At 64.4% G+C, this 21,693-nt stretch carries 22 protein-coding genes and 1 tRNA gene; 14 read left to right on the top strand and 9 right to left on the bottom strand.

Annotated elements, in window-relative coordinates; genetic code table 11:
- Nucleotides 1–51 precede the first annotated feature (51 nt).
- Both RJ527_01130 and RJ527_01125 read right to left on the bottom strand, forming a co-directional pair.
- Entirely contained in the window at nucleotides 52–1,032 is a 981-nt protein-coding gene (locus tag RJ527_01130; GenBank protein ID WND76358.1) for a TAXI family TRAP transporter solute-binding subunit, read from the bottom strand.
- Nucleotides 1,033–1,073: 41 nt separating this feature from the next.
- Nucleotides 1,074–1,898 carry an IclR family transcriptional regulator gene (locus RJ527_01125; GenBank protein ID WND76357.1) on the bottom strand — a complete coding sequence of 275 codons (825 nt, stop codon included), beginning with the start codon at nucleotides 1,896–1,898 and terminating at the stop codon, nucleotides 1,074–1,076.
- Between the two features lie 135 nt (nucleotides 1,899–2,033).
- Between RJ527_01125 and RJ527_01120 the strand changes: the two genes are divergently transcribed.
- A complete protein-coding gene (locus tag RJ527_01120) occupies nucleotides 2,034–2,753 on the top strand; it encodes an SDR family oxidoreductase (protein ID WND76356.1) in 720 nt (239 codons plus the stop codon).
- Nucleotides 2,754–2,780: 27 nt separating this feature from the next.
- On the opposite strand, the gene RJ527_01115 is transcribed toward RJ527_01120, so the two are convergent.
- Together RJ527_01115 and RJ527_01110 are read right to left on the bottom strand one after the other, a co-directional pair.
- Complete coding sequence (locus RJ527_01115) at nucleotides 2,781–3,599, bottom strand: VacJ family lipoprotein (protein WND76355.1); 819 nt, start codon at nucleotides 3,597–3,599, stop codon at nucleotides 2,781–2,783.
- A 165-nt stretch (nucleotides 3,600–3,764) separates the two neighbouring features.
- The gene (locus RJ527_01110; protein ID WND76354.1) at nucleotides 3,765–4,508 is read right to left on the bottom strand and encodes a sulfite exporter TauE/SafE family protein; all 744 of its coding nucleotides are present in this window, start codon (nucleotides 4,506–4,508) and stop codon (nucleotides 3,765–3,767) included.
- Nucleotides 4,509–4,740: 232 nt separating this feature from the next.
- Here RJ527_01110 and RJ527_01105 point away from each other — a divergent pair, with 232 nt between their 5' ends.
- The 8 genes from RJ527_01105 (at nucleotide 4,741) to RJ527_01070 (ending at nucleotide 11,165) form a co-directional block, all read left to right on the top strand.
- Complete coding sequence (locus RJ527_01105) at nucleotides 4,741–5,157, top strand: hypothetical protein (GenBank protein WND76353.1); 417 nt, start codon at nucleotides 4,741–4,743, stop codon at nucleotides 5,155–5,157.
- A gap of 95 nt (nucleotides 5,158–5,252) precedes the next feature.
- The gene (locus tag RJ527_01100; GenBank protein ID WND76352.1) at nucleotides 5,253–5,885 is read left to right on the top strand and encodes a glutathione binding-like protein; all 633 of its coding nucleotides are present in this window, start codon (nucleotides 5,253–5,255) and stop codon (nucleotides 5,883–5,885) included.
- A 35-nt stretch (nucleotides 5,886–5,920) separates the two neighbouring features.
- A complete protein-coding gene (locus RJ527_01095; GenBank protein WND76351.1) occupies nucleotides 5,921–6,472 on the top strand; it encodes a YbaK/EbsC family protein in 552 nt (183 codons plus the stop codon).
- Nucleotides 6,473–6,727: 255 nt separating this feature from the next.
- Entirely contained in the window at nucleotides 6,728–8,386 is a 1,659-nt protein-coding gene (locus RJ527_01090) for a methyl-accepting chemotaxis protein (protein WND76350.1), read from the top strand.
- Between the two features lie 169 nt (nucleotides 8,387–8,555).
- Nucleotides 8,556–8,647: transfer RNA gene (locus RJ527_01085), tRNA-Ser, on the top strand.
- Nucleotides 8,648–8,740: 93 nt separating this feature from the next.
- Complete coding sequence (locus RJ527_01080; protein WND76349.1) at nucleotides 8,741–9,559, top strand: IclR family transcriptional regulator; 819 nt, start codon at nucleotides 8,741–8,743, stop codon at nucleotides 9,557–9,559.
- A 178-nt stretch (nucleotides 9,560–9,737) separates the two neighbouring features.
- On the top strand, nucleotides 9,738–10,604 hold the full coding sequence (locus RJ527_01075) for a TauD/TfdA family dioxygenase (protein ID WND76348.1): 867 nt from the start codon (nucleotides 9,738–9,740) through the stop codon (nucleotides 10,602–10,604).
- A gap of 90 nt (nucleotides 10,605–10,694) precedes the next feature.
- Entirely contained in the window at nucleotides 10,695–11,165 is a 471-nt protein-coding gene (locus tag RJ527_01070; GenBank protein ID WND76347.1) for a thermonuclease family protein, read from the top strand.
- Here RJ527_01070 and RJ527_01065 read toward each other — a convergent pair.
- Both RJ527_01065 and RJ527_01060 read right to left on the bottom strand, forming a co-directional pair.
- Nucleotides 11,162–11,656, bottom strand: coding sequence for an SRPBCC family protein (locus tag RJ527_01065; GenBank protein WND76346.1), 495 nt, complete (start codon nucleotides 11,654–11,656; stop codon nucleotides 11,162–11,164). The genes RJ527_01070 and RJ527_01065 overlap by 4 nt on opposite strands.
- Nucleotides 11,653–12,018 (bottom strand): metalloregulator ArsR/SmtB family transcription factor, encoded by a 366-nt coding sequence (locus tag RJ527_01060; protein WND76345.1) that lies wholly within the window; start codon nucleotides 12,016–12,018, stop codon nucleotides 11,653–11,655. Before RJ527_01060 ends, RJ527_01065 begins: the two co-directional genes overlap by 4 nt.
- Nucleotides 12,019–12,173: 155 nt before the next feature.
- Here RJ527_01060 and RJ527_01055 point away from each other — a divergent pair, with 155 nt between their 5' ends.
- The 4 genes from RJ527_01055 to RJ527_01040 all read left to right on the top strand — a co-directional run bounded on the left by RJ527_01055 (nucleotide 12,174) and on the right by RJ527_01040 (nucleotide 16,050).
- The gene (locus tag RJ527_01055) at nucleotides 12,174–13,262 is read left to right on the top strand and encodes a hypothetical protein (protein ID WND76344.1); all 1,089 of its coding nucleotides are present in this window, start codon (nucleotides 12,174–12,176) and stop codon (nucleotides 13,260–13,262) included.
- Between the two features lie 103 nt (nucleotides 13,263–13,365).
- The gene (locus RJ527_01050; GenBank protein ID WND76343.1) at nucleotides 13,366–14,727 is read left to right on the top strand and encodes an acyclic terpene utilization AtuA family protein; all 1,362 of its coding nucleotides are present in this window, start codon (nucleotides 13,366–13,368) and stop codon (nucleotides 14,725–14,727) included.
- A 97-nt stretch (nucleotides 14,728–14,824) separates the two neighbouring features.
- Complete coding sequence (locus RJ527_01045) at nucleotides 14,825–15,709, top strand: MBL fold metallo-hydrolase (protein ID WND76342.1); 885 nt, start codon at nucleotides 14,825–14,827, stop codon at nucleotides 15,707–15,709.
- 29 nt (nucleotides 15,710–15,738) lie between these two features.
- Nucleotides 15,739–16,050, top strand: coding sequence for a DUF4387 domain-containing protein (locus tag RJ527_01040; GenBank protein ID WND76341.1), 312 nt, complete (start codon nucleotides 15,739–15,741; stop codon nucleotides 16,048–16,050).
- A gap of 3 nt (nucleotides 16,051–16,053) precedes the next feature.
- Here RJ527_01040 and RJ527_01035 read toward each other — a convergent pair whose 3' ends face one another.
- The 3 genes from RJ527_01035 to RJ527_01025 all read right to left on the bottom strand — a co-directional run bounded on the left by RJ527_01035 (nucleotide 16,054) and on the right by RJ527_01025 (nucleotide 20,216).
- Nucleotides 16,054–18,492, bottom strand: a complete 2,439-nt coding sequence (locus RJ527_01035) for a TonB-dependent receptor (GenBank protein WND76340.1) — start codon at nucleotides 18,490–18,492, stop codon at nucleotides 16,054–16,056.
- Nucleotides 18,493–18,624: 132 nt separating this feature from the next.
- Entirely contained in the window at nucleotides 18,625–19,593 is a 969-nt protein-coding gene (locus tag RJ527_01030) for a FecR domain-containing protein (GenBank protein ID WND76339.1), read from the bottom strand.
- Between the two features lie 95 nt (nucleotides 19,594–19,688).
- The gene (locus RJ527_01025) at nucleotides 19,689–20,216 is read right to left on the bottom strand and encodes a sigma-70 family RNA polymerase sigma factor (protein ID WND76338.1); all 528 of its coding nucleotides are present in this window, start codon (nucleotides 20,214–20,216) and stop codon (nucleotides 19,689–19,691) included.
- 366 nt (nucleotides 20,217–20,582) lie between these two features.
- Between RJ527_01025 and RJ527_01020 the strand changes: the two genes are divergently transcribed.
- Nucleotides 20,583–21,683 (top strand): TRAP transporter substrate-binding protein, encoded by a 1,101-nt coding sequence (locus RJ527_01020; protein WND76337.1) that lies wholly within the window; start codon nucleotides 20,583–20,585, stop codon nucleotides 21,681–21,683.
- Nucleotides 21,684–21,693: the final 10 nt, after the last annotated feature.

Here is a 21,693-nt window from a genome sequence, read left to right as displayed (position 1 = left end):
ACGGGGAGGCGGAGGCGGGATCAGGTTGATAGAAACGGAACGGGCGGCGGCCTACTTCAACAGGCCGATTTCCTTCCAGTACTGGGCGGCGCCGGGATGGAACGGGATGCGCACGCCCTTGACGGCGATCTCTTCACCGAATTCACCGTAGGCCTTGTGCGCCTGGACCATCCGCTTGCGGTTTTCCCAGGTCGTCTTGACGATGTTGTAGGCCCATTCGTCGGGCATTTCGGCGTAGGTCGTCACCTGGGTGACGGAGCCGATGGTCGGAACATCCTTGTCCTGGCCCTTAAAGGTGCCGGCGGGGATGGTGACCTTCTCGTAGTTGAAGGCCTTGCCCAAGGCGTCGGCGACGGCGTCGTCGACGGGCAGCAGGTGGCCTTCGGAAACGGACAGAATTTCATCGACCACCGGATGGGGGATGGAGCCGATGACGGTGGCGGACTGCACCACGTTGTCCTGGAACAGGGCGGACATTTCGCCATAGCCGGTGTTCACGACCTTGATGTCCTTGGCGACGCCCAACTGGGCGACGATGCGTTCGAAGCTGGCAAGGCCGGTCATGCCGGCGCGGCCGGGGGCGGCGCTTTTGCCGGCCAGGTCGGCATAGCTTTTGATACCCGGCTTGGCGACCGTCGACAGGTAGGCGCCGTTGGTCGACATCAGGGCGCGCAGATTCTGGATCGGCTTGCCTTCGAACTTGAGCATGCCCTTGTAGGCGGCGGTGACGTCCATGGCGAAGGCGAAGCCGACTTCGATCTTCTTGGCGCCGACGCCCTTCAGGTTGGAAATGCCGCCACCCGGGGTGACGGTGGTGGCGACGCCGGGCCAGACCTTCTTGCTCAGCTCCGCGATGGCGGCGGCACCCAGATACCAGGCGCCGCCCTGGCCGCCGCCGACCATGGTCAGGTACTGCGGCGCGGCCGCCGCGGCATGGGCCTTGCGGGCCAGGGCCGCGGGCAGGACCAGGGCCGAGCTCAAGGCCAGGCCGGTTCCCATTTTGATGAAATCTCGTCGTCCAACGTCACGCATGTGTTGTTTCCTCCTGATGGTGGTTTTGTGGTTTGGGTTGGTTAGGTGGGCTGTACGCCGCGATAGGGCCGGGGCGGCAATTGCCCGACCCAGTCGGCGGTTTGGAAATGCCGTGCCAGATCGGCCAGCCGGACCCCCAGGTCGGGCAGGGAATCCTCGGTGATGCGCGAGGACGGGCCGCCGCAGTTGAAGGCCGCGAGAACGTCGTTCGACAACGTGACGGCGACGCCGACGGCGTTCACGTCGTCTTCCCAGATGCCGACGGCCGTGCAGTAGCCCTTTTCCGCGTATTCCTTCTCGGCACCGCGCAACGTGCGCTCGACATCCTTGAACCGGGCCGGGTCATGGGTCTTGAACTGGTCGAGGATGCCGTTCTGTTCGGCCGGTTCCGCCGCCGCGAAATAGGCGTGGCCCATGGACGTCGTTTCCATGGGAATGCGTGAGCCGATGTCGAGGGGCAGCGCCCGCACCGTGCGGTCGCGCGAGCGTTCGATGAGGATCATGGACAGCCCGTCGCGGATGCCGAGCGACACCGTGCCCCGCGAATAGTCGGCCAGTTCCTGCATCATCGGCAGGGCGACGAGGCGTTTGTCCATCGACGCCATGACCGGATAGCCCAGGGTCAATACCTTAGGGTGCAGGCTGTAGCGGCCGGAATCGGGGCAGACGAAGATATAGCCGGTTTCGACCAGGGTATGGACCAGACGGGCGATCGTCGATTTCGGCAGGCTCGTGGCCTTGGCCAAGTCGCCAAGGCTCATCCGGTTATGTTCCGGAGAGAACGACGCCAGGACCTTAAGGCCCCGCGCCAATCCGTTCACGAAAGCGCGGTCCTTGCCCGCGCCCGAGTCCGAGCTGTCGCTCACAGAAGTTTCCAATCCCCAAGGCGAGTCCGTTTGTCGAACTCTTGTTTGCATTCCGGGATTAAACTTCATATCAAATTGCGGTGTCAATATGCGGTACGCTATACCGCTATGCGGTACGATTATGGGAGAGCATCAATGAACGCGACGACAGTCGTCACCGGGGCGAACCGGGGCATCGGCCTGGCCACCGCGCAGTTGCTGGCGGATCAGGGCCATGAGGTCGTCGGCACGGGCAGGACCGCGCCGGAAACCTTCCCCGGAACATTCTATGAGGTGGATTTCGCCGATTCCGCCAACTTGGCGGCCGTCGGCGCGGAAATCGCCGAACGCCACGCCGTCACCGGCCTGGTCAACAACGCGGGCGTGTCGCGGGCACGGTCCATCGACACCGTGACGCTGGAGGACATGGACGCCCATTACGAGGTCAACCTGCGCGCCGTGGTCCAGATCACGCAGCTTTTGCTGCCCCGGCTGCGGGCGGCGGACGGCAATGGCCGGATCGTCAACATCGCCAGCCGGGTCGTCGTCGGTCGTGCCGTGCGCACGCCCTATGTGGCGACCAAGGCGGCACTGGTCGGGCTGACGCGAAGCTGGGCCCTGGACCTGGCCCATGACGGCATCACGGTCAATTGCATCGCGCCCGGTCCCGTCGCGACCAAACTGTTCAAGGGAAATCATCCCGACGGGTCGAAGGAGCTTGCCGACGTTCTGGCGTCGATTCCGCTTGCCCGGGTCGGCACGCCGGAGGAGATCGCGGGGCCGATCGCGTTTCTGCTGTCGCCGGCGGCGTCCTATGTCACCGGACAGACGTTATACGTCTGCGGCGGCGGCAGCATCGGGCACGTCCCGGTCTGAACGACCGAGGGCGAGGCGGCTTCGGCGTTACCGCGCGGGCTTGGTGGCGAGCGACGGGCTTTCGTCGGCCAGGGTCGGGCCGTCGGCCGGGGCGCTGACCGCGCCGTTGGTCACTTCCCACTGACGGTGCTGTTCGTACAGCGCCTTTTCCGTGGTGTAGGGATCGAGCGAATTGGCGGTCGCCGCCTTGATTGTGTCCCGGTTCTCCGAGTAGGTCACCGTGCCCTGGGCCGCCTTACCGACGAGCGGCAGGGGGTTGGCGATCGAGGTCAGAATGTCGCCCGTGGCGTCGCGCAGGTTGCTCGGCCCCAGGATCGGCAGGACGATGTGCGGACCCGGTGCCATGCCGCCGGCGCCGAAGGCTTGGCCCAGATCCTCGGGCCGCGACTGGAGGCCCATGTCCGTGGCCGGGTCGCCCAGGCCGCCGACGCCGATGGTCGAATTGACGAAGAAGCGCTTGGTCGCGTTGCCGGCGTTGTCCGTGTCGCCTTGCAGGAACGAAGACACGGCGGTGATCGGTTCCGCCAGGTTGCTGGCGGCGTTCGCGATGGCTTCCTGCATGCCGTCCGGCGTCACCGCCTTGTAGCCCGAAATCAGGGGGTCGAGAACCAGACCGCGGAACAGGCTGTTGAATTCCGAGGTCACGCGGTTGATGGATTCCAGCGGGTCGTCGTCCTTGGCGTCGGCCGCGGGCTGGTGGAACTGCATCTTGATTTCCGCGGGTGGGGTGTTGGCCTGTTCCTTCGCGGGCTCGGCGGCATGGGCGGCGCTCAGGCCGATCAGCAATGCCATGACGCCCACAGCGGGCAGACGGATGAAATCGTCGGAAAAACGGATTTTGACCATGTCAGATCTCCAAACGGCGCATCCCCAGGCGCCAGCGTCCAAGTCCCCGGATCCTCTTGCATACAAGAGTGCCACAGTCTTTCCGGACCCGGAAAGTTAAATGTTAGAAAAGGGTGGATTATGCTCCGGCTTTTTTGGGGGGGTCGGCGCCGTGATCCGCCGTCGTCAGGCGAAGGCCCGCAAGGCCAGATAGGCCCCAAGCAGAAGTAGGCCGAAAAAGAACACCCGGCGGAAGGCCTCGGCGGGGATGCGTCGGCGGATCATCTGTCCGCCGGCCATTCCGGCGGCGGCCGGAATCAGGGCGGCGGCCGAGGTCAGGCCTAATTCCGTGGTCATGATGCCATGGCCGGTCAGGCTGACCGCCTGGGCCGCCGTCGCGATGGTGAAGGCAATGCCCATGGCTTGGACCAGTTCGTCACGGGTCAGGCCGAGCGCCTGAAGATAGAGCGCGCCCGGCATGGTGAACGAGGCGACGCTGCCCGTCGCCACGCCGGCCAGAAAGCCGATAAGGGGGGCCAGCGGCTTTTCCCAACGCCCGGGCGGCGGGATTTGCGGCGTCATCAGGGAATACATCGAATAGACGGCGAGCAGAATTCCCAGGGAGCCCGATAGCAGATGGGCATCGACGATCACCAGCAAGGACGCGCCGAACCAAGTCCCGACGCAGGCCGCCGCCAACATCGGCCACAGGCGGCGGATCAGGACGGTGAAATTGCCGCCCACGGCCCCTTGCCAGATGTTGGTTATCAGGGCCGGAACGACGACCAGCTGCACCGCCTCGTGCAGGCCGATGACGGCGGTCATCAGGCCCATGGCGACGGTCGGCAGGCCGACGCCGACGATGCCTTTCACGCCGCCCGCAATCAGGAAAATGACACCGACAAGGGCGAGAATCTGGGGTTCTGGCATGGCGCTGTGCGGGGTCCTGGGAAGCCGGCGGCGGGGTGTTCTGCGGGACGGCACTGATAGCATAATATCCCGTGGTGCTTGGCTGGAAACGTTTCGGCGGACGCCGAAGCATTCCGCGGTGAAGCCGTGGGCCGAGTATGTGGCTTCCGGTTGTTTTACGGGGCCGGACGGGGGTATTGTCCCGGCGTCTGCCATCGCAAACCCTTTAAGATTGAAAAGTGAACGCCCGTCCGTGATCAAGCGACTCTGGAATATGTTCTACGGCCCCGAGGCCGAGGCCAAGCGCCTCAACCGCGACGTGGTCTATATCGTGCACGCCTTGAACGAGGAACATTACGGCCCCATCGCCAAGGATGTCGCCACCGACCTGCGCAAGGACATCGACTACACGCTTGAGACATTCATCCGCAAGGATGAGGCCTATGGTTTCAAACGGGGCCTCGACAACCTGAGCCGCATGCACAACGAAGCCCGCAAGCGCCGCGATCAGCGCGCCCTGACGTCGCTCACCCTGGCCATCATCTACATGCGCGCGGGCAAGATCGGCGACCCGGCCAAGCCGGCGATCGCGGCCATCGACGCCTTTGTCGAGGAATGGTCGCCCGTGACCGAAGAGAACAGCGGCGCCCTGCCGCCGCCGCCGAATTGACTGTCCCGGCACGATAAGCAAAACCTTGCCCGCAACCGGCGTTCGCTTATGCTTGCGCGCAATGATCAAATGCCGATGACGGAGGAGGATCCCCGATGATCGACCTATATACCTGGGCCACGCCCAACGGGCGCAAGGCGTCCATCATGCTGGAAGAAGTCGGCCTGGAATACACCACCCACCAGGTGAACATCTCCAAGGGTGAACAGCACGCCCCCGAATTCCTGAAGATTTCGCCCAATAACCGCATTCCGGCGATCGTCGATTCCGACGGTCCCGACGGCAAGCCGATCTCGGTGTTCGAAACGGGGGCGATTCTGATCTATCTGGCGGAAAAGACCGGCAGCGAACTGTTGCCCCGGTCCGGCCGCGAACGCGTCGCCACCTTCGAATGGCTGATGTGGCAGATGGGCGGTGTCGGGCCGATGTTCGGCCAGGCCCATCATTTCCTGTTCAATCCCTCGGAAGTCGTGCCTTACGGTCAGAAGCGCTATCACGATGAGACCAAGCGCCTGTACATGGTGATGAACGACCGCCGCCTGAACGAAACCGAATACCTGGCCGGCGGTTTCTATTCCATCGCCGACATCGCGGTGTATCCCTGGGTGTCGCGCCACGAACGCCACCAGGTCGACCTCAACGAATATCCCAACGTGAAGCGCTGGTTTGATACAATCTCGGCGCGCGAGGCGGTGCAGAAGGGAATGGCGGTGCCGTTCGCGAACTGACGGCCCCTAGACATAGACGGGAGCGGGCGGCGGCCATGGCGTTCAAAACCAAAAAATCGGTGCAACGGGTCATTGCGGCGCTCAAGGCCGCGGGCCTGGGCGACCGGGTGATTGAACTGACCGCGACGGCCAAGACGGCCGAGGATGCCGCCCGCGCCGTCGATGCCAAACTGGGCCAGATCGTCAAGTCGCTGACCTTCCGCATCGGCGACAGGCCGGTGCTGGCGTTGGTCGCCGGCGACCATACCTGCAATGCGGAGGCGCTGCCCCGGGTTCTCAACCTGGAAGGCAAGGTCACGAAGCCGCAGGCCCAGCGCGTCAAGGACGTCACCGGCTTCACCATCGGCGGCGTGTCGCCCGTGGGGCTGGTCAACGACATGCCCATCGCCATCGACGCCAGTCTGCGCCGTTTCGACCAATTGTTCGCCGCCGCCGGGCATCCCCATTGCCTGTTTCCCGTCAGTTTCGACGAACTGAAGCGCCTGACCGGCGGGATCGTGTCCTATAACATCGCGGAAGCCATCGACCCCGACGCGGTCGAGATGCCGCGCTTTCAGCGCAGCCGCACATTCATGAAAAACGAATGATGCTATTTGTATCTAATATATAATTAGTAACTTCTCATTTAAATTAAAAACCAATACTTGTGGACAGGTGTCCACCGTCATCGATTCGCCCTAATCTCCCGGTCACTCGCGTATCGCGAGCCCGTCGTGCGGCTTCGCCCGGAATTGGGGGGGAGGAGACCCTGGACGGCCCAAAAACAACGATCCGTGACGGTGCGGCTGTTCCCGGCTGACAGCCCGCGCCGTCTGCGGACTATCGAGAACCACGGTGACGTCATGAAATTCAAACTCTCCCTGTTCAACGTCTTTTTGCTGCTTGCCCTGATCGCCCTGATCGGGGTCGCGACGCTGTCTGGCATCAGCGCCACGACCATGCGCGACACCATGCTGAACGACCGGCAGGACAAGGTTAAGCAGATCGTCCTGGGCGTTAACGCCATTGTCCGGCACGAATTGGCCAAACAGAAAAACAACGAACAAACGCCGGAAGTGGCTAGGGAGCGCATCTTGAGCGCCATCCGAAGCGTCCGTTTCGATGGCAACAACTACATCTTCGCCATCACCTACGATTTCTGCACCCTGGCCCATGTCGATCCGACCAAGATGGGCAAGTGTAAGAAGCTGCCTCGGCGCGAGGTGTTCAACGAACTTGCCAAGAACGGCGGCGGATTCAGCCGTTACAAGGGGCCCAAGCCGGGCTTCCAGGGCGACACCTTCGACAAGGTGTCCTACATCCATCCGGTTCCCGAGATGAACATGTACATCGGCACCGGCGCCTATTTCGACGATATCGACGAGGTCTATAATCGGCGTCTTGCGCAGCTTGGCGGGATCGGTCTGGGGATCATCGTCGTGATCGTCGCTTTCGGCTTCCTGGTTGGCCGCAGCGTGTCCAAGGCGCTCAGAAACCTGTCGTCGCGCATGAATGACCTGGCTCAGGGTAACCTTGAGATCGACCTGAACCTTTCCAGCTTCGTTAAAGAGGTCGACGGCATGATCGGCTCCGTAAAGATTTTCCGCACGGAGCTTGAGCGCAACAAGCGGCTCGAAGAGGAAAAGGTCGAGCTTGAGAAAAAGGCCGAGGAGGACCGCCGCAAGGCGACCCTGAGGCTGGCCGACGAATTCGACGCCTCGGTCGGCGAGATCGTCAAGGCGGTCGGCAATTCGGCCGGCGAGATGGACACCACCGCGACCATGATGAGCGCCGCCGCCAACCAGGCGACGGAACAGGCGATCGGCGTCGCCGCCGCGGCCGAACAGGCCAGCCGCAACACGGCTTCGGTCGCCTCGGCCACGGAGGAGCTGTCGTCGTCCATCGAGGAAATCGCCCGTCAGGTTCAGAAGGCGTCGGAAGTCGCCAACCAGGCGGTCAACGAATCCCAGATGGCCAACGAAAAGGTCAGCGGGCTCGCCGAAGCGGTCGGCAAGGTCGGCCAGGTCGTGACCCTGATCACCGACATCGCCGAACAGACCAATCTGTTGGCCCTGAACGCCACCATCGAGGCCGCCCGCGCCGGCGACGCCGGCAAGGGCTTCGCGGTCGTCGCGTCGGAGGTCAAGAACCTGGCCAGCCAGACCGCCAAGGCGACCGAGGAAATCTCGCAGCAGATCGCGGGCATCCAGCAGGCGACCAATTCGTCCGTCGGCGCCATCGGCAACATCGGTGCCACCATCGACGAGATCAACACGATCTCGGCGACCATCGCCGCCGCCATCGAGGAACAGGGTGTCGCGACGCAGGAAATCTCGCGCAGCGTGCACGAAGCCTCGGCCGGAACGGATCAGGTGACGCAGAACATCGCCAACGTGCGCCAGTCCTCGGAAGAAACCGGCCAGTCGGCGGATCAGGTCAAGGCCGCCGCCAACGGGCTCTCGGAACTGGCGGCGACCCTGCAATCACAGGTCGACCGCTTCCTCGAAGGCGTGCGTGCCTAAGGCCTGATTTCCGTGTCCGGCCCCGCGGCGGCAACGCCGCCGCCGCGGGGACCGGCCCGGCAATCGGCAGAATTCCGAACAGCCTTGTTGAAAGCGGGCGGCGGCTTCGTTATGACTGCGGTTCCGCGGGTGCCCGGATGTCTCGTTTCCGGCGTGCAAGCGGCCTTGGGGACAGGTGCGCGAGTGGCTGAAGCGGGCTCCCTGCTAAGGAGTTAGGCCCCCATAAGGGCCTCGAGGGTTCGAATCCCTCCCTGTCCGCCAATCTATAAAAAGGGTCCCCTGCAACGGGGGCCTTTTTTGTGCCGGGGGTGCTAATCTGGCCGCCGGATCATTCTGGAAGGGTGACAGCCTGCCATGGCGACCACGCCGACGGGAAAAGGCCCCAGGCCCCCCACCGCCCGCCGCCAGACCGGCGTCATGGGGTCGGTGCTGAAGGCGTTCGAGGTGCTCGAGGTGTTCGAGCGCAAGTGGCGGCCGCTTGGCGTCACCGAACTGGCGCGCGAGACGGGCCAGCCGAAAAGCTCGCTGCACCGGGTGCTGTCGACCCTGGTTCATGCCGGGGTGCTGGAGCAGAACGAGCAGGGGCTCTACCGTCTGACGCTGAAACTGTGGCGGATCGGCAGCCTGGCGCTGGCCGAGGTTGATCTGGTCCAAGTCGCCTTTCCGTTCCTGGAGGACCTGTGCCGGGCCACGGACGAGACGATCCATCTGGCGGTGCTGGAGCCCGGCGGTGGCGTGGTCTATCTGTCCAAGGTGGAAAGTCCCCGCTCGATCCGCGTGCAGACGCAGGTCGGGCGCATCACGCCGTCCTGGTGCACGGCCACGGGGCGCGTGCTGCTGGCCCATGACCAGGCGCTGCGCGACCGGGTGCTGGCCGGGCCCATGACCAAACTGACCCCGGACACGGAAACCGATCCCGAACGCCTGCGCCGGATCATCGACAAGGTGGCGGACGAGGGGGTCGCCGTCACCAAGGGCGAGAACAATCCGGAAATGGGCGGCATCGCCGCCCCCATCCGCGACCATACGGGAGGAGTCGTCGCGGCCCTGGGCCTGGGCGTGCCGGCCTTTCGCATGGATGCGGCCCTGATCGAGCGTTGTGCGGCCCAGGTCGTGCGGACGGCGGCCGAGATATCCCGGGCCTTGAATTACAGGCCGGTCGACGGGGAATAACGCAGAACGTTCCGCAATGTGGAACAAATATCGATTTTCTGAAAAATGATCCTGAAAAATAGCTGATTACCGGGGCAAATCTCTATTTATTATGTTCCGCAATATAGAAAAACCTTTTTCGGTTTGCGGCGGGGTGGTACCTTGCGGCTGTCGATACCCCGGCCTTTGGAGACAAGACATGCAAGCCGCCGAACTGAGGAACGATCCTTTCCGCCGTATCACCGTGGTCCCGTTCACGGGCGTGTTCGGTGCCGAAATTTCCGGCGTCGATCTGAACAACCTGGATGACGAGACCGTGGCCGAAATTCGCGAGGCGCTGCTGCGCTACAGCGTCGTGTTCTTCCACGGGCAGGACTTCACGCCGGATGCCCAGGCGGCGTTCGGGCGGCGCTTCGGGGTGTTGAACCGCCATCCTTACGTGAAACCCATGGATGGCCATCCGGACGTGTTCCGCATCGTCAAGGAGCCGACGGACAAGCACCACTTCGGCAGCGGCTGGCATACGGATCTCGCTTATGCGGAAAACCCGGCGCTCGGCACGATCCTGTACGGCGTCGACGTGCCCCAGGCCGGCGGCGACACCATGTTCGCCAGCCACTACGCGGCCTATGACGCCCTGACCGACGGCATGAAGACGATGCTGGCGGACGTGAAGGCGGTCTATACCAACGCCCATACCTACGGAAAGGACGCGGCGCGCTTCAAGACCGGCGTGTCCAAGGCGATGAGCGTGCAGCCGGCGGCGGTGACGGAAGTCGCCCATCCGGTGATCCGCACCCATCCGGAAACGGGCCGCAAGGGGTTGTACCTCAGCCCCATCCATTTTTCGCGGTTCGAAGGGATGACGCCCGAGGAATCCAAGCCCCTGTTCGACACCCTGGTCGCCCATGCGACGCAGCCGGAATTCACCTGCCGCTTCCGCTGGAAGAACGGCTCCGTCGCCATGTGGGACAACCGCTGCACCATGCATTTCGCGATCAACGATTTTTCCGGCGTCGGGCGCACCATGCAGCGCGTGACCCTGGAAGGCGACCGCCCGGTTTAAGGGGCGGCCCTTTCCACCGCGCTACAGGACCGATATAAACGACGGAACAGCCGGGCGGCCCCGCCGCCGGCGTGGGAGAATCCGTCGAACATGCGGGCCTTCGTCTTCATCGCGATTCTTGTTCTGGCCACGGGGCCGGCCCTGGCCGACATGGAGGGCCAGCCGGCCGTGGTCGACGGCGATACCCTGTCCATCGCCGGGGTCGTCTTCAATCTGCACGGCATCGACGCGCCGGAAAACGACCAGACCTGCGACAAGGACGGCGAACGCTATCCCTGCGGGTTCCAGGCGGCCAACGCACTCGGCTTCATGACGGCCTATCAATGGGTGCAGTGCCGCGACAACGGCACGGGGCGCGACGGGCGCTACACGATGACCTGCTTCCTCGGCGGGCGATACGACGTGGGCGAGAAGATGATCCGCCAGGGCTGGGCGCTCTACGACCGGGCCTACCGCATCCCGGCCTATATGGCGGCGGAAGAGGCCGCCCGGGCCGAACGCGCGGGCCTGTGGGCGGGCGGCTTCGTCGCCCCCTGGGACTGGCGCCAGGGCAAACGTTAGGCCGCGATTGTCGGCAACAGATCATCCAAGCGGTCGAAGCAAACCCCCCAGCCGTCCAGCATGGGCGTCTTCATGGCGTTGTCGCGGGCGTTCTGGGATGAATACAGCACCGTAGTGGTGACCCGCGTGCGCGTGCCGCCGTCCAGGTCCTCGAAGGTCGTGGTGCAGACGGTCTCGCCCTCGGTCCAGTCCTGGTCGAACAGTTCGGTGACGACCAAACGTTCCGGCGGGACGATTTCAAGGAACCGGCCACCCATGCCCATGTCGCCCAGTTGCGGGTTGCGCCAGACATAGCGGTAGGCGCCGCCGACCCGCAGGTCGATCTCGCATTCCGCCATGGGCCAGTCGTCGGGGCCCCATAGCCAGCTTTGGACGAGGGCCGGGTCCGTATAGGCCTTGAACACGAGGTCGCGCGGGGCATCGAACTCGCGGCTGACCCGGAGTTCCCGGTCGGAGGGTAGGGTGGCGGTGAGGGGGATTCTCGGTTTCATTTGTCGTCGTCCTTGGGCGTGTTCTCGTTGTCGGCGGGAGCGCGCAATTCGGCGAGCAGGGTGTCGAGGCGCTGGAACCGGGCCTCCCAGAATTCGCGGTAGGTTTCCAGCCAGTCGACGGCCTCGGCCAGGGGGATGGCCTCGAGCCGGCAGGGCCGGCGCTGGGCGTCGCGGCGGCGGGAAATCAGCCCTGCGTTCTCCAGCACCCGCAGATGCTTGGACACGGCCGGCTGGCTCATGGCGAAGGGTTCGGCCAGTTCGGCGACAGAGGCCTCGCCCGAAGCCAGACGCTGGATGATGGCCCGCCGGGTTGGATCGGCAAGGGCGGCGAAGGTGGCGTCGAGAGAGAGTGCCGAGATCATAATATAACCTATTAGTTATTGAACTATCTGGTTATATTTTGCCGACCACATGTCGTCAAGGGCGATGTGCAGATCCCGCTTCGCAGCGGCCGGGGCCTGGATTATGCTTGCATCCACCGCGCGACGGCCGCGCGGTTTGGGAGATTTCTGAAATCATGCAACGGATGCGGCGGTGCCTGTCGGCGGTGGCGGGCGGTGTTTTCGGTCTGTTGGTTCTGGCGGCGGGGCCGGTCGCGGCGGCGCAGGAGCCGCCTGCCGGGCTGGAACAAATTCAGGAGCCGCTGGCGGGATGGGTTGCCGCGCGCAACCGGCCGGGGCCCGGGACGATCGACAGCCTGGCCCCGGATTTCATGCGGGTCGGATTATTCCGTGCCATGTTGAAAACGGCCCTCGCCGCCGAATGGGCGGAATTGAACACGGGGGCAACTGCCGCCGGATACCGGGCTTTTGTCCTGGTCGAGGATACGGGCTGGTATCTGGTGTTGGACGACGCCGTCGACGGTCTGGGGCCCACGGTGGTGCTGTCGCCCGCACCCAGGCGCGATCTGATCGCGGAAGCCCCTCATCCCGTCGTCGACCGCTATACGGCGCCGGAGACGGCGTTGTTCGTGACGCAATTGGGTGCGCGTGCAGCTATCGTCGCGGGGGCCAACCGCTGCGCGGCGGCGGCCGAGTCGCCGTGCTCCGGCACGACCAAGGTGTGCAAGGCCCACGGCAAGGCGCCCTATCGGGATTCCGACGTCGCCCACAATCCCGAGACCCTGTTCCATGCCGCGCACGAGATTCTTGCCGCACAATGGCCGCAAGCCGTGGTGTTCAGCATTCATGGGTTCGGCAAGACAAGGACGGCGCCCGATACCTGGGCCGTCATTTCCGACGGCGGCCGAGGCGAGGGCGGGTCGGCGGACCGCCTGACGCGGCGCCTGCGCGACCGCCTGCGGGTGTTGCTCGACGGCGGCGACGCCCGCGCCGTGGCCTGCGACGACCCGGACGACCGGCGGTTCGGTTTCGCCAGGCTGTGCGCCGCGACCAACGTGCAGGGCCGCCACCTGAACGGCAGCGCCGACATCTGCCGGCAGAGTGTCGAACAGGCGTCGGGGCGTTTCCTGCATATCGAACAGACGCTCGACCTGCGTGATCCCTTCGAATACGGCTGGCGCGCGCCGCGCGACCATGCGGCGATCCGGGCGGTGCTCGACGCCGTGGCCGGGGTGGTGCCCTGCCTTCCGGGGCGCTGTCCGTAAATCACACGGGCCCTTGGCGGCGCGCGAAAAATCCCGCAGGATGGTTGCCAAGAAGGCGGGGCGCTTTCAACAAGTCCGGGCACGAACCCGGACGGGAGGGGACATGTCTCCCATCAGATTGATGGCTACCACGGGCATTCTCGGTTACGGCTTTACCGAGGAAGCCTTCCACGCGGGCATCGCCATGAAGCCCGACCTCATCGCCTGCGACGCCGGATCGTCCGATCCCGGGCCCCATTACCTGGGCTCGGGCACGGCCTTCGTGTCCCGCGCGGCGGCCAAGCGCGACCTGGGCCTGATGGTCGCCGCCGGGATGGAACACGGCATTCCCGTCATGATCGGCTCCGCCGGCGGCAGCGGCAGCGACGCCCAGGTCGACTGGACGTTGGATATCCTCAAGGAAATCTGCGCCGAGAAGGGCCTGAAGCCCAAGGTCCGGGTGATCCGCACGGAACAGACCAAGGACGCCATCAAGGCCAAGGTGCGGGCCGGCAAGATCGTGCCGCTCGGCCCGATCGCCGACCTGACCGAGAACGATGTCGAGGAAACCACGCGCATCGTCGCCATGATGGGCCCGGAAGCCTACCAGCAGGCGCTCAAGGACGGCGCCGACGTGGTAATCGCCGGACGTGGCACGGATGCCGCCCTGTTCGCCGCCCTGCCCCTGATGAAGGGCGCCGATCCGGGCCTCGCCTGGCATCTCGCCAAGATCATCGAATGCGGCGCCCAGGTGGTGGAGCCGCGCGAAGGCCAGGACTGCGTCATCGGAACCATCTACGACGACCATTTCACGGTGGAGCCGGGCTCGCCCATCCGCCGCGCCACGGTCACGCGCGTCTCCGCCCATACGTTGTACGAGAACCCGGAGCCCTACCGCCTGAAGGAACCGGACGGCACCCTGGTCACCGACCGCTGCAAATTCGAGCAGCTGGACGAACGCACGGTCAAGGTCTCGGGCAGCCGCTACGAGCCGTCGGAAAAATACACGGTGAAACTGGAGGGCGCCCGCCCGCTCGGCTACCGCACCGTGTTCATCGCCGGCATCCGCGACCCGATCCTGATCGACATCATCGACGATTTCGTCGAAGCCTGCCGTGGGCGCATCGCCCGTGATGTCGGTACGCTCGGCATCAATGCCGAGGACTACACCCTGTCCATCCACCTCTACGGCAAGAACGCGGTGATGGGATCGCTGGAGCCCGAGGCCGATCAGCCGATCCACGAAATCGGCCTGTTGCTCGACGTGCTGGGCCGGACCGAGGACATCAGCCGCGCCGTCCTGGCCAAGTCGCGCTATGCCTTTCTGCACACGGATTTTCCCGGACGCATGTGCATTTCCGGCAACCTGGCGATCCCGTTCTCGCCGTCGGACATGCATGTCGGGCCGGTTTATGAGTTCAGCGTCTGGCACGTCATGGAATGCGATCCCATGGAGCCGGTGCGCATGGAGTGGCTGGAGGTTTAATCGCAAATCCCGATCCCGCGTCCGCCCCGGCTTTGCCGGGCCTTGCGGGCGCGAGGACCAAGACGACGCATTTGCGTAAAAGAAAGGGGTTATACCCATGAAGATCACCCTTCTCGGCACGGGCACGCCGACGCCGTCCCTGAAACGCATGAGTTCCGGCTACATGGTCGAGGTCGCGGGCGACGTCATGCTGTTCGACCACGGGCCGGGGGCGCATCACCGGCTGCTCGAAGCCGGCAAGCGGGCGACGGACGTGACCCATGTCTTTTTCTCGCATCTTCATTATGACCACTGTCTGGATTACGGCCGCCTGGTGCTGACCCATTGGGATCAGGGCGTGGGCAAGCTGCCGGAACTTCAGGTCTACGGTCCGCCCTTCACCCAGCGCATGACGGAACTGCTGTTCGGCGCCGACGGCATCTGGGGCCCGGATTTGAAGGCGCGCACGGAACATCCGCTGTCGACCGTGATCTACAACGCGCGGGGCGGCGAGGGGGCCCGGGCCAAGCCCGACCCCCGGGTGACCGAGCTGAAAAGCGGCGACGTGGTGGAAACCGATCATTGGAAGCTGACCTGCGCCAGCGTGCGCCACGTGCAGCCGTTCCTGCACTGCTACGGCTACCGTCTGGAAACGGACGACGGCGTGTTCGTCTATTCCGGCGACACGGGGCCCTGCAAGGCGATCGAGAAACTGGCCCAGGACGCCGACGTGCTGGTCAACATGTGCCACTACCTGTCGGGCACGGAACTGGGCAAGGAATTCGCCGAAGGCTGCATGGGGCATCTGGAATTGGCCGACCTGGGGGCCGCCGCCGGGGTCAAGAACCTGGTGGTCAGCCACGTCACCGAACAGATGGACAAGCCCGGCGTGCGCGAACGCATCCTGCGCGACATGGGCGCGCGGTATTCCGGCAACCTGTTCTTCGGCGAGGACGGGATGGTCATTCCGGTCGGCGATCCCATGCCGGCCAAGCTGGACTAGCCGAGAGAAAAGAAGAGGACGAACACCACATGGCCAAGCTGAGAGACATCGCCCGGGTGGTCCGCGGCAAGAACGCGGGGGCGCTCTACCTGACCCTCGACGTCATGTTCGACGACGACGCGACCTATCGGAAGGTGCGCGATTGCGGCGTGTTGAGCCCGCGCGCCCTGGCACCGTTGTACGGGGTGACCGACAACGAGGTTGCGATCATCCCCTTCGACGTGGCCCGCGCCATCAAGATCACGGTGCCGCGCCGCGTGCGCTCCGGCTCGCCCGGCGACACGGACGTCTACGGCGCCCAGCAGCACGTACCGCTGATGCAGCTTGAGGTGCCGGAGTAGGGTTTAGAAGTCCATGGACATGGACAGCTTGATGGTGAACGGTGCGCCTTGCACCAGATAGCCGCCCTGGGACGAGGCCCAGTACCCGCTGTTCGTTACGTTTTCCACATTCAACAGGAAGTTCGCTTCGCGTCCGGCAATCTCCCGGACTAGGCGGGCCCCCATGTCGAACCGGGTCCAGGATCCGATTTCCTGGGAATTGCCGGTGTCGATGTATTGCCGGCCGGTATGCAGGGCCCGCGCGCTCAGGGTCAGGCCTTCAAGACAGGGGCAATCCCATTCCACGCTCGCATTCAGTTGGTACAGGGGCACGCCGACCGCGACGTTGCCGTCGTTTGTGCCGCCCGCAGTCTCGGTCAGTTTGGCTTCGGTGACGGATGTGCCGCCCAACAGACGCAGCCCGGGGACGGGTTCACCGAATACGGAAATCTCGATGCCCCGGTTCCGCTGTTCGCCGTCGGCGGAATAGATGTTCGTTGTCGGGTCGGTTACCGCGCTGGGCTGGGTCGTCTGGAACAGGGCCAGGGCGGCGCCCAAGTTGCCCAAGTCGACCTTGCCGCCCACTTCGTATTGAACCGACGTATAAGGGGCCAGAACTTCGCCCGAGTTTGCGGCGCTGGACGGTGCCGAACCGCCGGGTTGGAGGCCCTCGATGCGATTGACGTAAAGCGAGATGCTGTCCGCCGGTTTGTAGACCAAGCCGACCACGGGGCTGATGGCCGTATCGTTGAAGTTGCTGGTCTCCAGATTGCTTGTCCGGTTGAAGTTCAGGCTCTGGATCTGCTGGTAGCGGACGCCCGCCGTCAGCAGAACCCGTTCCTCCAGATCGGAGATCGTGTCGGACACATAGTAGCTGCGCAGCAGGACCTTGCTGACCAGGGGCAGGCGTTCGAAATCGCCGCCGCTCGACGTTGTGGCGCCGCGCGCCAGTTCGACGGGGTCATAAAGGTTGGTGTTTTCGGTGGTGCCGAATTCGTAGGCGTTGCGGTTGGCGGTTTTCAGGACGGACATGCCAGCATTAACCTTGTGTCGCAACGGCCCGGTATCAAGGTGGGTTTTGATCCCGGCCTGGCCGGTGAGGCTCAGATCTTCGCGCGGCACGGTCAGACGCCGGGCCGTCGCGGCACCGTCGTTGCTGCTCACCCGGATCGAGGCATAGTCGCCATCCTCGCGCAGGGTATGCACCCCGAAGGCGGCCTGCAGGGTCAGGTTCTGAATAAGATCGTATTCAACCCGTGTCTGAGCGAAGGAATCCTCCAGGTCGGTATAAGAATAGGTCGCCGCGTAATTGTGGCTGGCGTCCGGCGCGTTGGGCACTTGGCTTCCGGTGACGAAAACGGTCGGCCGGCCCTGATCGACCCGTTGGCGCTGGGTCGCGATATCCAGGGTCGCGCGGAGTTTGTCCCCCCGGTAGTCGAAGGCGCCGGAGGCCATGTGCATGTAGCGCTCTTCGTTTTCAACGGCGGTCTCTCCAGCGCGCAGGGCGCTGTTGATCCGCAAGCCGAAGGCGTCATCGGGGCCGAACCGCCGCCCCATGTCGGCATGGAGCCCGGCCCGCAAGGTCTGGCCGTAGTTCGCCGTCACCCGCGTCAGCGGTTCGTCGCCCGCGCGTTTGGGGACCAGATTGATGCCGCCGCCAATGCCCGTGGCACCCGGTGCCGCGCCGTTCAAGAAAGCATTGGCGCCTTTGAAGACCTCGATTCGTTCGAACATGTCGGATGACGAGATTTGCCGGGGCGACGTGCCGTAAAGGCCGTCGACGGACAGGTCGTCGTTGTATAGGGGAAAGCCGCGGACAACGAAGAGTTCCGCGAAGTTGCCATAACCATAGGTGCTGCGAATGGCAGGATCGTTGTCCAGGATGTCGCCGATCGTTTCCGCCTGTTGGTTACGAATGGCGGTTTCCGTATGGGAGGTCATGGTGAAGGGGACCTCCATAATGTCCTGGTTTCCGAGGACACCGGCCCGCGCACCGCGCGCGACTTGGCCGCCTGCAAATTCTGCGGGCAAGGTGCCGATTTCCGCCTGGGCGGGAACGATCCGGCCTTCGACGGAAACGGTGCCCAGGGTAATCCGCTCGCCTGCGGCCTGCGGCCCGTCGAGGGCCACCGTGCGCGTGCCGGTCAGGCGGAAGGTGACGCCCGTGCCGGAAAGCAGACGGGTAAGCGCCGCCGTCGGCGTCAGGGCGCCTTGGACGCCTGGGGAATTTCGGTCCCGCGCGACCTCGGCCGTATAGCCGACCTGCCAGCCCGTGGCGGCGATGAAGGCGTCGATGGCGGCGCCCAACGGCTGGGCCGCGATGTCGAAGGCGATTTGTGCGTCTTCGGCGATTTCCGCCGCGTGGGCCGGGGCCGGCGCGGCAAGGGCGCAGGTCATGGACAGGCCAAGGGCCGTGCAGGTCATCAAGGCCGCCGTGAAGCGGCGGGTGCGGGTGGTGGTCATGTCTCGTTATTCCCCTTATTGGCCCTTATTGGTCGTCGCGGCGGCGCATATTTGAATTTGCGACGCATTCGCATTTCTGAGACCGAGACGAACGGGGGGCCGCCGTCTCCCAACGAAAAGTTCAAAAAGTTTCTAGTGCAGGACGGTCAGCAGGCCGGGAAGGCGCATGACGTCGGCACCGGCCACGTCGGCCAGGGCGGCGACCACGGCCGCCGGGTCGTCCAGCCGATAATTGCCGCTGACCCGAAGCCTGCGCAGCCGGTCCGTCGCCAGGACCACCCGATCCTTGTGGTGGCGGGCGAGCCGCGCCATGACCTCGGCCAGGGGCCGGTCGTGGAACACCAGGCGGCCGTCGATCCAGGCGAAGGCCGTTTGAGGCACTGGTGCCGCCGCACCGCCCGGATGGCCGGCGGTGACCGTCACGCCCTCGCCGGGGGTCAGGTCCACGGGCGTGCCGCCATCGTCGCCCGTCACCCGCACATGGCCGCGTTTCACGCGGACTTCGGTATTCCCGCCTTGCAGCGTGACGGAAAAGGCCGTGCCGACGACGCGGGTCAGGGACCGCCCGGCGGCGACCTCGAACGGCCGTTCGGGATCGGGCCGCACGTCGAAGAAGGCCTCACCCCGGACCAGTTCCACCCGGCGCCTGTCGGCATCGAAGGAAACGTTCATGGCGCTTTCCGCGTTCAGCACCACGACTGACCCATCGGGCAAGGGAATTTCGGCGCGTTGCCCCGTTTCCGTCCCATGGTCGGCAGATGCTTGGAATGGATCGCCGCCGAGCAGATGGCCCAGGCCGATGGCCAGAACCAGGGCGGCGGCCAGGGCCAGCACCGGGCGCAACGCGGCGCGGGGGCGGGCAGCGCGGGGCGGGGGCGTGATTGCGGGTGCTTGGGTTTCCACGGCCTGGGCGAATTCCGGCGAGGTCCAAAGTCCGGCCACGCGCTCATAAGCGCGGGCATTGTCCGGATGGGCGGCGTGCCAGGCGTCGAAGGTGCCTGCCTCGTCCGACGTCATCGTCCCCGATTGACGGCGCGTGAACCAATCCAAGGCCTCGGCCATGGCCGTGTGGTGATCGGGGTTTTCATCGTCATGGGTCATGGTGATGCGTCGCGGGTTGCCGTCCGCGGATGACGCCGCGGATATAGACGAGACGGATGAAGGGGCGGATTCTCCCAAAATATTCTTGCGAAGACTCACGTCATGCCTCCGTCATCCACGGCGGCAAGACAGCGGGCCAGGGCGGCGCGGATGTCGTTGTAGACCGTGTTTTCGGACACCCCCAGGCGGCGGGCGATCTCGGGATAGGTCAGGCCCTCCAGACGCGACAACATCAGGGCCCGACGCGCGCGATCCGGCAAGGTCGCCAGGGCGCCCTCGACTTGGGCCAGGTTCTGGGCGTCCATCATCGCCGTTTCCTGCGACGGCTGCGGGGCGGCGACGGCATCGGTGGTGCCGTCGGGGGTCTCTGACATGAAGGTGCCGCGCAGGCGCTCGCGGCGCAGGTGGTCGAGGGCGAGATTGCGCGCGGTCTGGTACAGGAATGCCTGCAGATGGGTGACCGGCCGTTCGCGGGCCGCCTTGGCGACGCGCAGATAGGCGTCGTGGGCGAGGTCTTCCGAGGTGTGCAGGCAGCCCACCATGCGGTACAGCGTGCCGATCAGCGCGCGTCGCTGGGCCTGGAATATCTGGGTCAGAAGGTCGCGTTGGCTGTCCGTCGCCATGCCGGCCCCGCAGGTGAAATGATTGGCGCCGCCCTTTCGGCGCCGATTAAGTTGCGATTAATTATCATTATCTTTTAGGCGAGGCCAGAATGAATTCCAGCAGCCTCCGGCCGCAGGTTTCACGGATGCCGCCCGGCATGCCGGGCCGAGTTCGAGGGCCTGATTTTCCCCGAAAGTGCCGGATTACCGCTGAAAATCATCGATTTTTGCTTAATTAATGGTCAAATGCGCGACTGTGCGTCAGGCTGCATGAATATGTCGCATTAATGTCAATTGGCTGTAGCCAACGGGTATGCGCCTGTGCAAAATCGCACTCAATAAATAAATTTGCCTACTACGCCTACCACGCCAACAGGGAGAATTTTCATGAAAAGACGCGAGTTTCTTAAAAAATCCGCAGTTGCCGGTGTCGCCGGCGCGGCTGCCGTGACGCTTGCCAAGCCTGCTCTGTCGCAGGGCCGCAAGGAGATGATCATCGTCTCCACCTGGCCGCGCGACTTCCCGGGTCTGGGCCTCAGCGCGCAGCGCCTTGCCGCCCGCATCCCGGTCCTGACCGATGGCCGCATCCAGGTCAAATATTTCGCCTCCGGCGAACGCGTCGGCGCCTTCGATTCGTTCGACGAAGTGGCCTCGGGCAATTCCCAGGCCTACATCGGCGCCGACTACTACTGGAAAGGCAAGCACCCGGGCTGGGCCTACTTCACCGCCGTTCCGTTCGGCTTCGCCTATGCGGAAATGGACGCCTGGATGAAGTACGGCGGCGGTCAGCAGCTGCATGACGAGCTGGCGGCCGGTTTCGGCATCAAGGGCTTCCCCTGCGGCAATACGGGCTGCCAGATGGGCGGCTGGTTCAACAAGGAAATCAATTCCGCCGCCGACTTCAAGGGCCTGAAGATGCGTATCCCGGGCCTGGGCGGCGACGTGCTGGCCAAGCTGGGCGCCTCGACCGTGTCCCTGCCGGGCAGCCAGATTTATGAAAACCTGGTTTCCGGCTCCATCCAGGCGACGGAGTGGGTCGGTCCCTACAACGACTACTTCATGAAGTTTTATGAAGCGGCCAAGTACTACTACTATCCGGGCATGCACGAGCCGGCCTCGCAGCTGCACATGGGCATGAACAAGAAGTGGTGGGACGGTCTGTCGAAGACGGATCAGGCCATCATCGAAGCCGCCTGCCATGAAGAAAATTCCCACCAGATGGCGGAAACCAACGCCAACAACGGGACGTACCTGAACAAGCTGATCAACGATCACGGCGTCAAGGTGCGTGCCTTCAACGACGACGTGTATGACGCCTTCGGCAAGGCCGCCGAAGAAGTCTTCGCCGAAGTGCAGGCGCACAGCCCGCTGGCCAAGAAGATCCACGACAGCTTCCTGACCTCGCGCGCCGACCTCGGCCGTTGGATGATCCTGGCCGACTCCGGCTACATCAACCAGCGCAACCGCGTCCTGGGCATCAAGGTCTAATTGCCCACAT

Source organism: Thalassospiraceae bacterium LMO-SO8 (assembly GCA_031655335.1).
Classification (GTDB): Bacteria; Pseudomonadota; Alphaproteobacteria; order Rhodospirillales; family Casp-alpha2; genus UBA1479.
Note: the sequence above shows the minus strand (reverse complement) of the source record. Positions and strands in the feature narration are given on the sequence as shown.

Bases quoted from the DNA above. Each gene is read 5' to 3' on its own strand.
- RJ527_01130 (WND76358.1), bottom strand. From the start codon at position 1,032: ATGCGTGACGTTGGACGACGAGATTTCATCAAAATGGGAACCGGCCTG.
- RJ527_01120 (WND76356.1), top strand. From the start codon at position 2,034: ATGAACGCGACGACAGTCGTCACCGGGGCGAACCGGGGCATCGGCCTG.
- RJ527_01115 (WND76355.1), bottom strand. From the start codon at position 3,599: ATGGTCAAAATCCGTTTTTCCGACGATTTCATCCGTCTGCCCGCTGTG.
- RJ527_01110 (WND76354.1), bottom strand. From the start codon at position 4,508: ATGCCAGAACCCCAGATTCTCGCCCTTGTCGGTGTCATTTTCCTGATT.
- RJ527_01100 (WND76352.1), top strand. From the start codon at position 5,253: ATGATCGACCTATATACCTGGGCCACGCCCAACGGGCGCAAGGCGTCC.
- RJ527_01095 (WND76351.1), top strand. From the start codon at position 5,921: ATGGCGTTCAAAACCAAAAAATCGGTGCAACGGGTCATTGCGGCGCTC.
- RJ527_01090 (WND76350.1), top strand. From the start codon at position 6,728: ATGAAATTCAAACTCTCCCTGTTCAACGTCTTTTTGCTGCTTGCCCTG.
- RJ527_01080 (WND76349.1), top strand. From the start codon at position 8,741: ATGGCGACCACGCCGACGGGAAAAGGCCCCAGGCCCCCCACCGCCCGC.
- RJ527_01075 (WND76348.1), top strand. From the start codon at position 9,738: ATGCAAGCCGCCGAACTGAGGAACGATCCTTTCCGCCGTATCACCGTG.
- RJ527_01070 (WND76347.1), top strand. From the start codon at position 10,695: ATGCGGGCCTTCGTCTTCATCGCGATTCTTGTTCTGGCCACGGGGCCG.
- RJ527_01065 (WND76346.1), bottom strand. From the start codon at position 11,656: ATGAAACCGAGAATCCCCCTCACCGCCACCCTACCCTCCGACCGGGAA.
- RJ527_01060 (WND76345.1), bottom strand. From the start codon at position 12,018: ATGATCTCGGCACTCTCTCTCGACGCCACCTTCGCCGCCCTTGCCGAT.
- RJ527_01055 (WND76344.1), top strand. From the start codon at position 12,174: ATGCAACGGATGCGGCGGTGCCTGTCGGCGGTGGCGGGCGGTGTTTTC.
- RJ527_01050 (WND76343.1), top strand. From the start codon at position 13,366: ATGTCTCCCATCAGATTGATGGCTACCACGGGCATTCTCGGTTACGGC.
- RJ527_01045 (WND76342.1), top strand. From the start codon at position 14,825: ATGAAGATCACCCTTCTCGGCACGGGCACGCCGACGCCGTCCCTGAAA.
- RJ527_01040 (WND76341.1), top strand. From the start codon at position 15,739: ATGGCCAAGCTGAGAGACATCGCCCGGGTGGTCCGCGGCAAGAACGCG.
- RJ527_01035 (WND76340.1), bottom strand. From the start codon at position 18,492: ATGACCACCACCCGCACCCGCCGCTTCACGGCGGCCTTGATGACCTGC.
- RJ527_01030 (WND76339.1), bottom strand. From the start codon at position 19,593: ATGACCCATGACGATGAAAACCCCGATCACCACACGGCCATGGCCGAG.
- RJ527_01025 (WND76338.1), bottom strand. From the start codon at position 20,216: ATGGCGACGGACAGCCAACGCGACCTTCTGACCCAGATATTCCAGGCC.
- RJ527_01020 (WND76337.1), top strand. From the start codon at position 20,583: ATGAAAAGACGCGAGTTTCTTAAAAAATCCGCAGTTGCCGGTGTCGCC.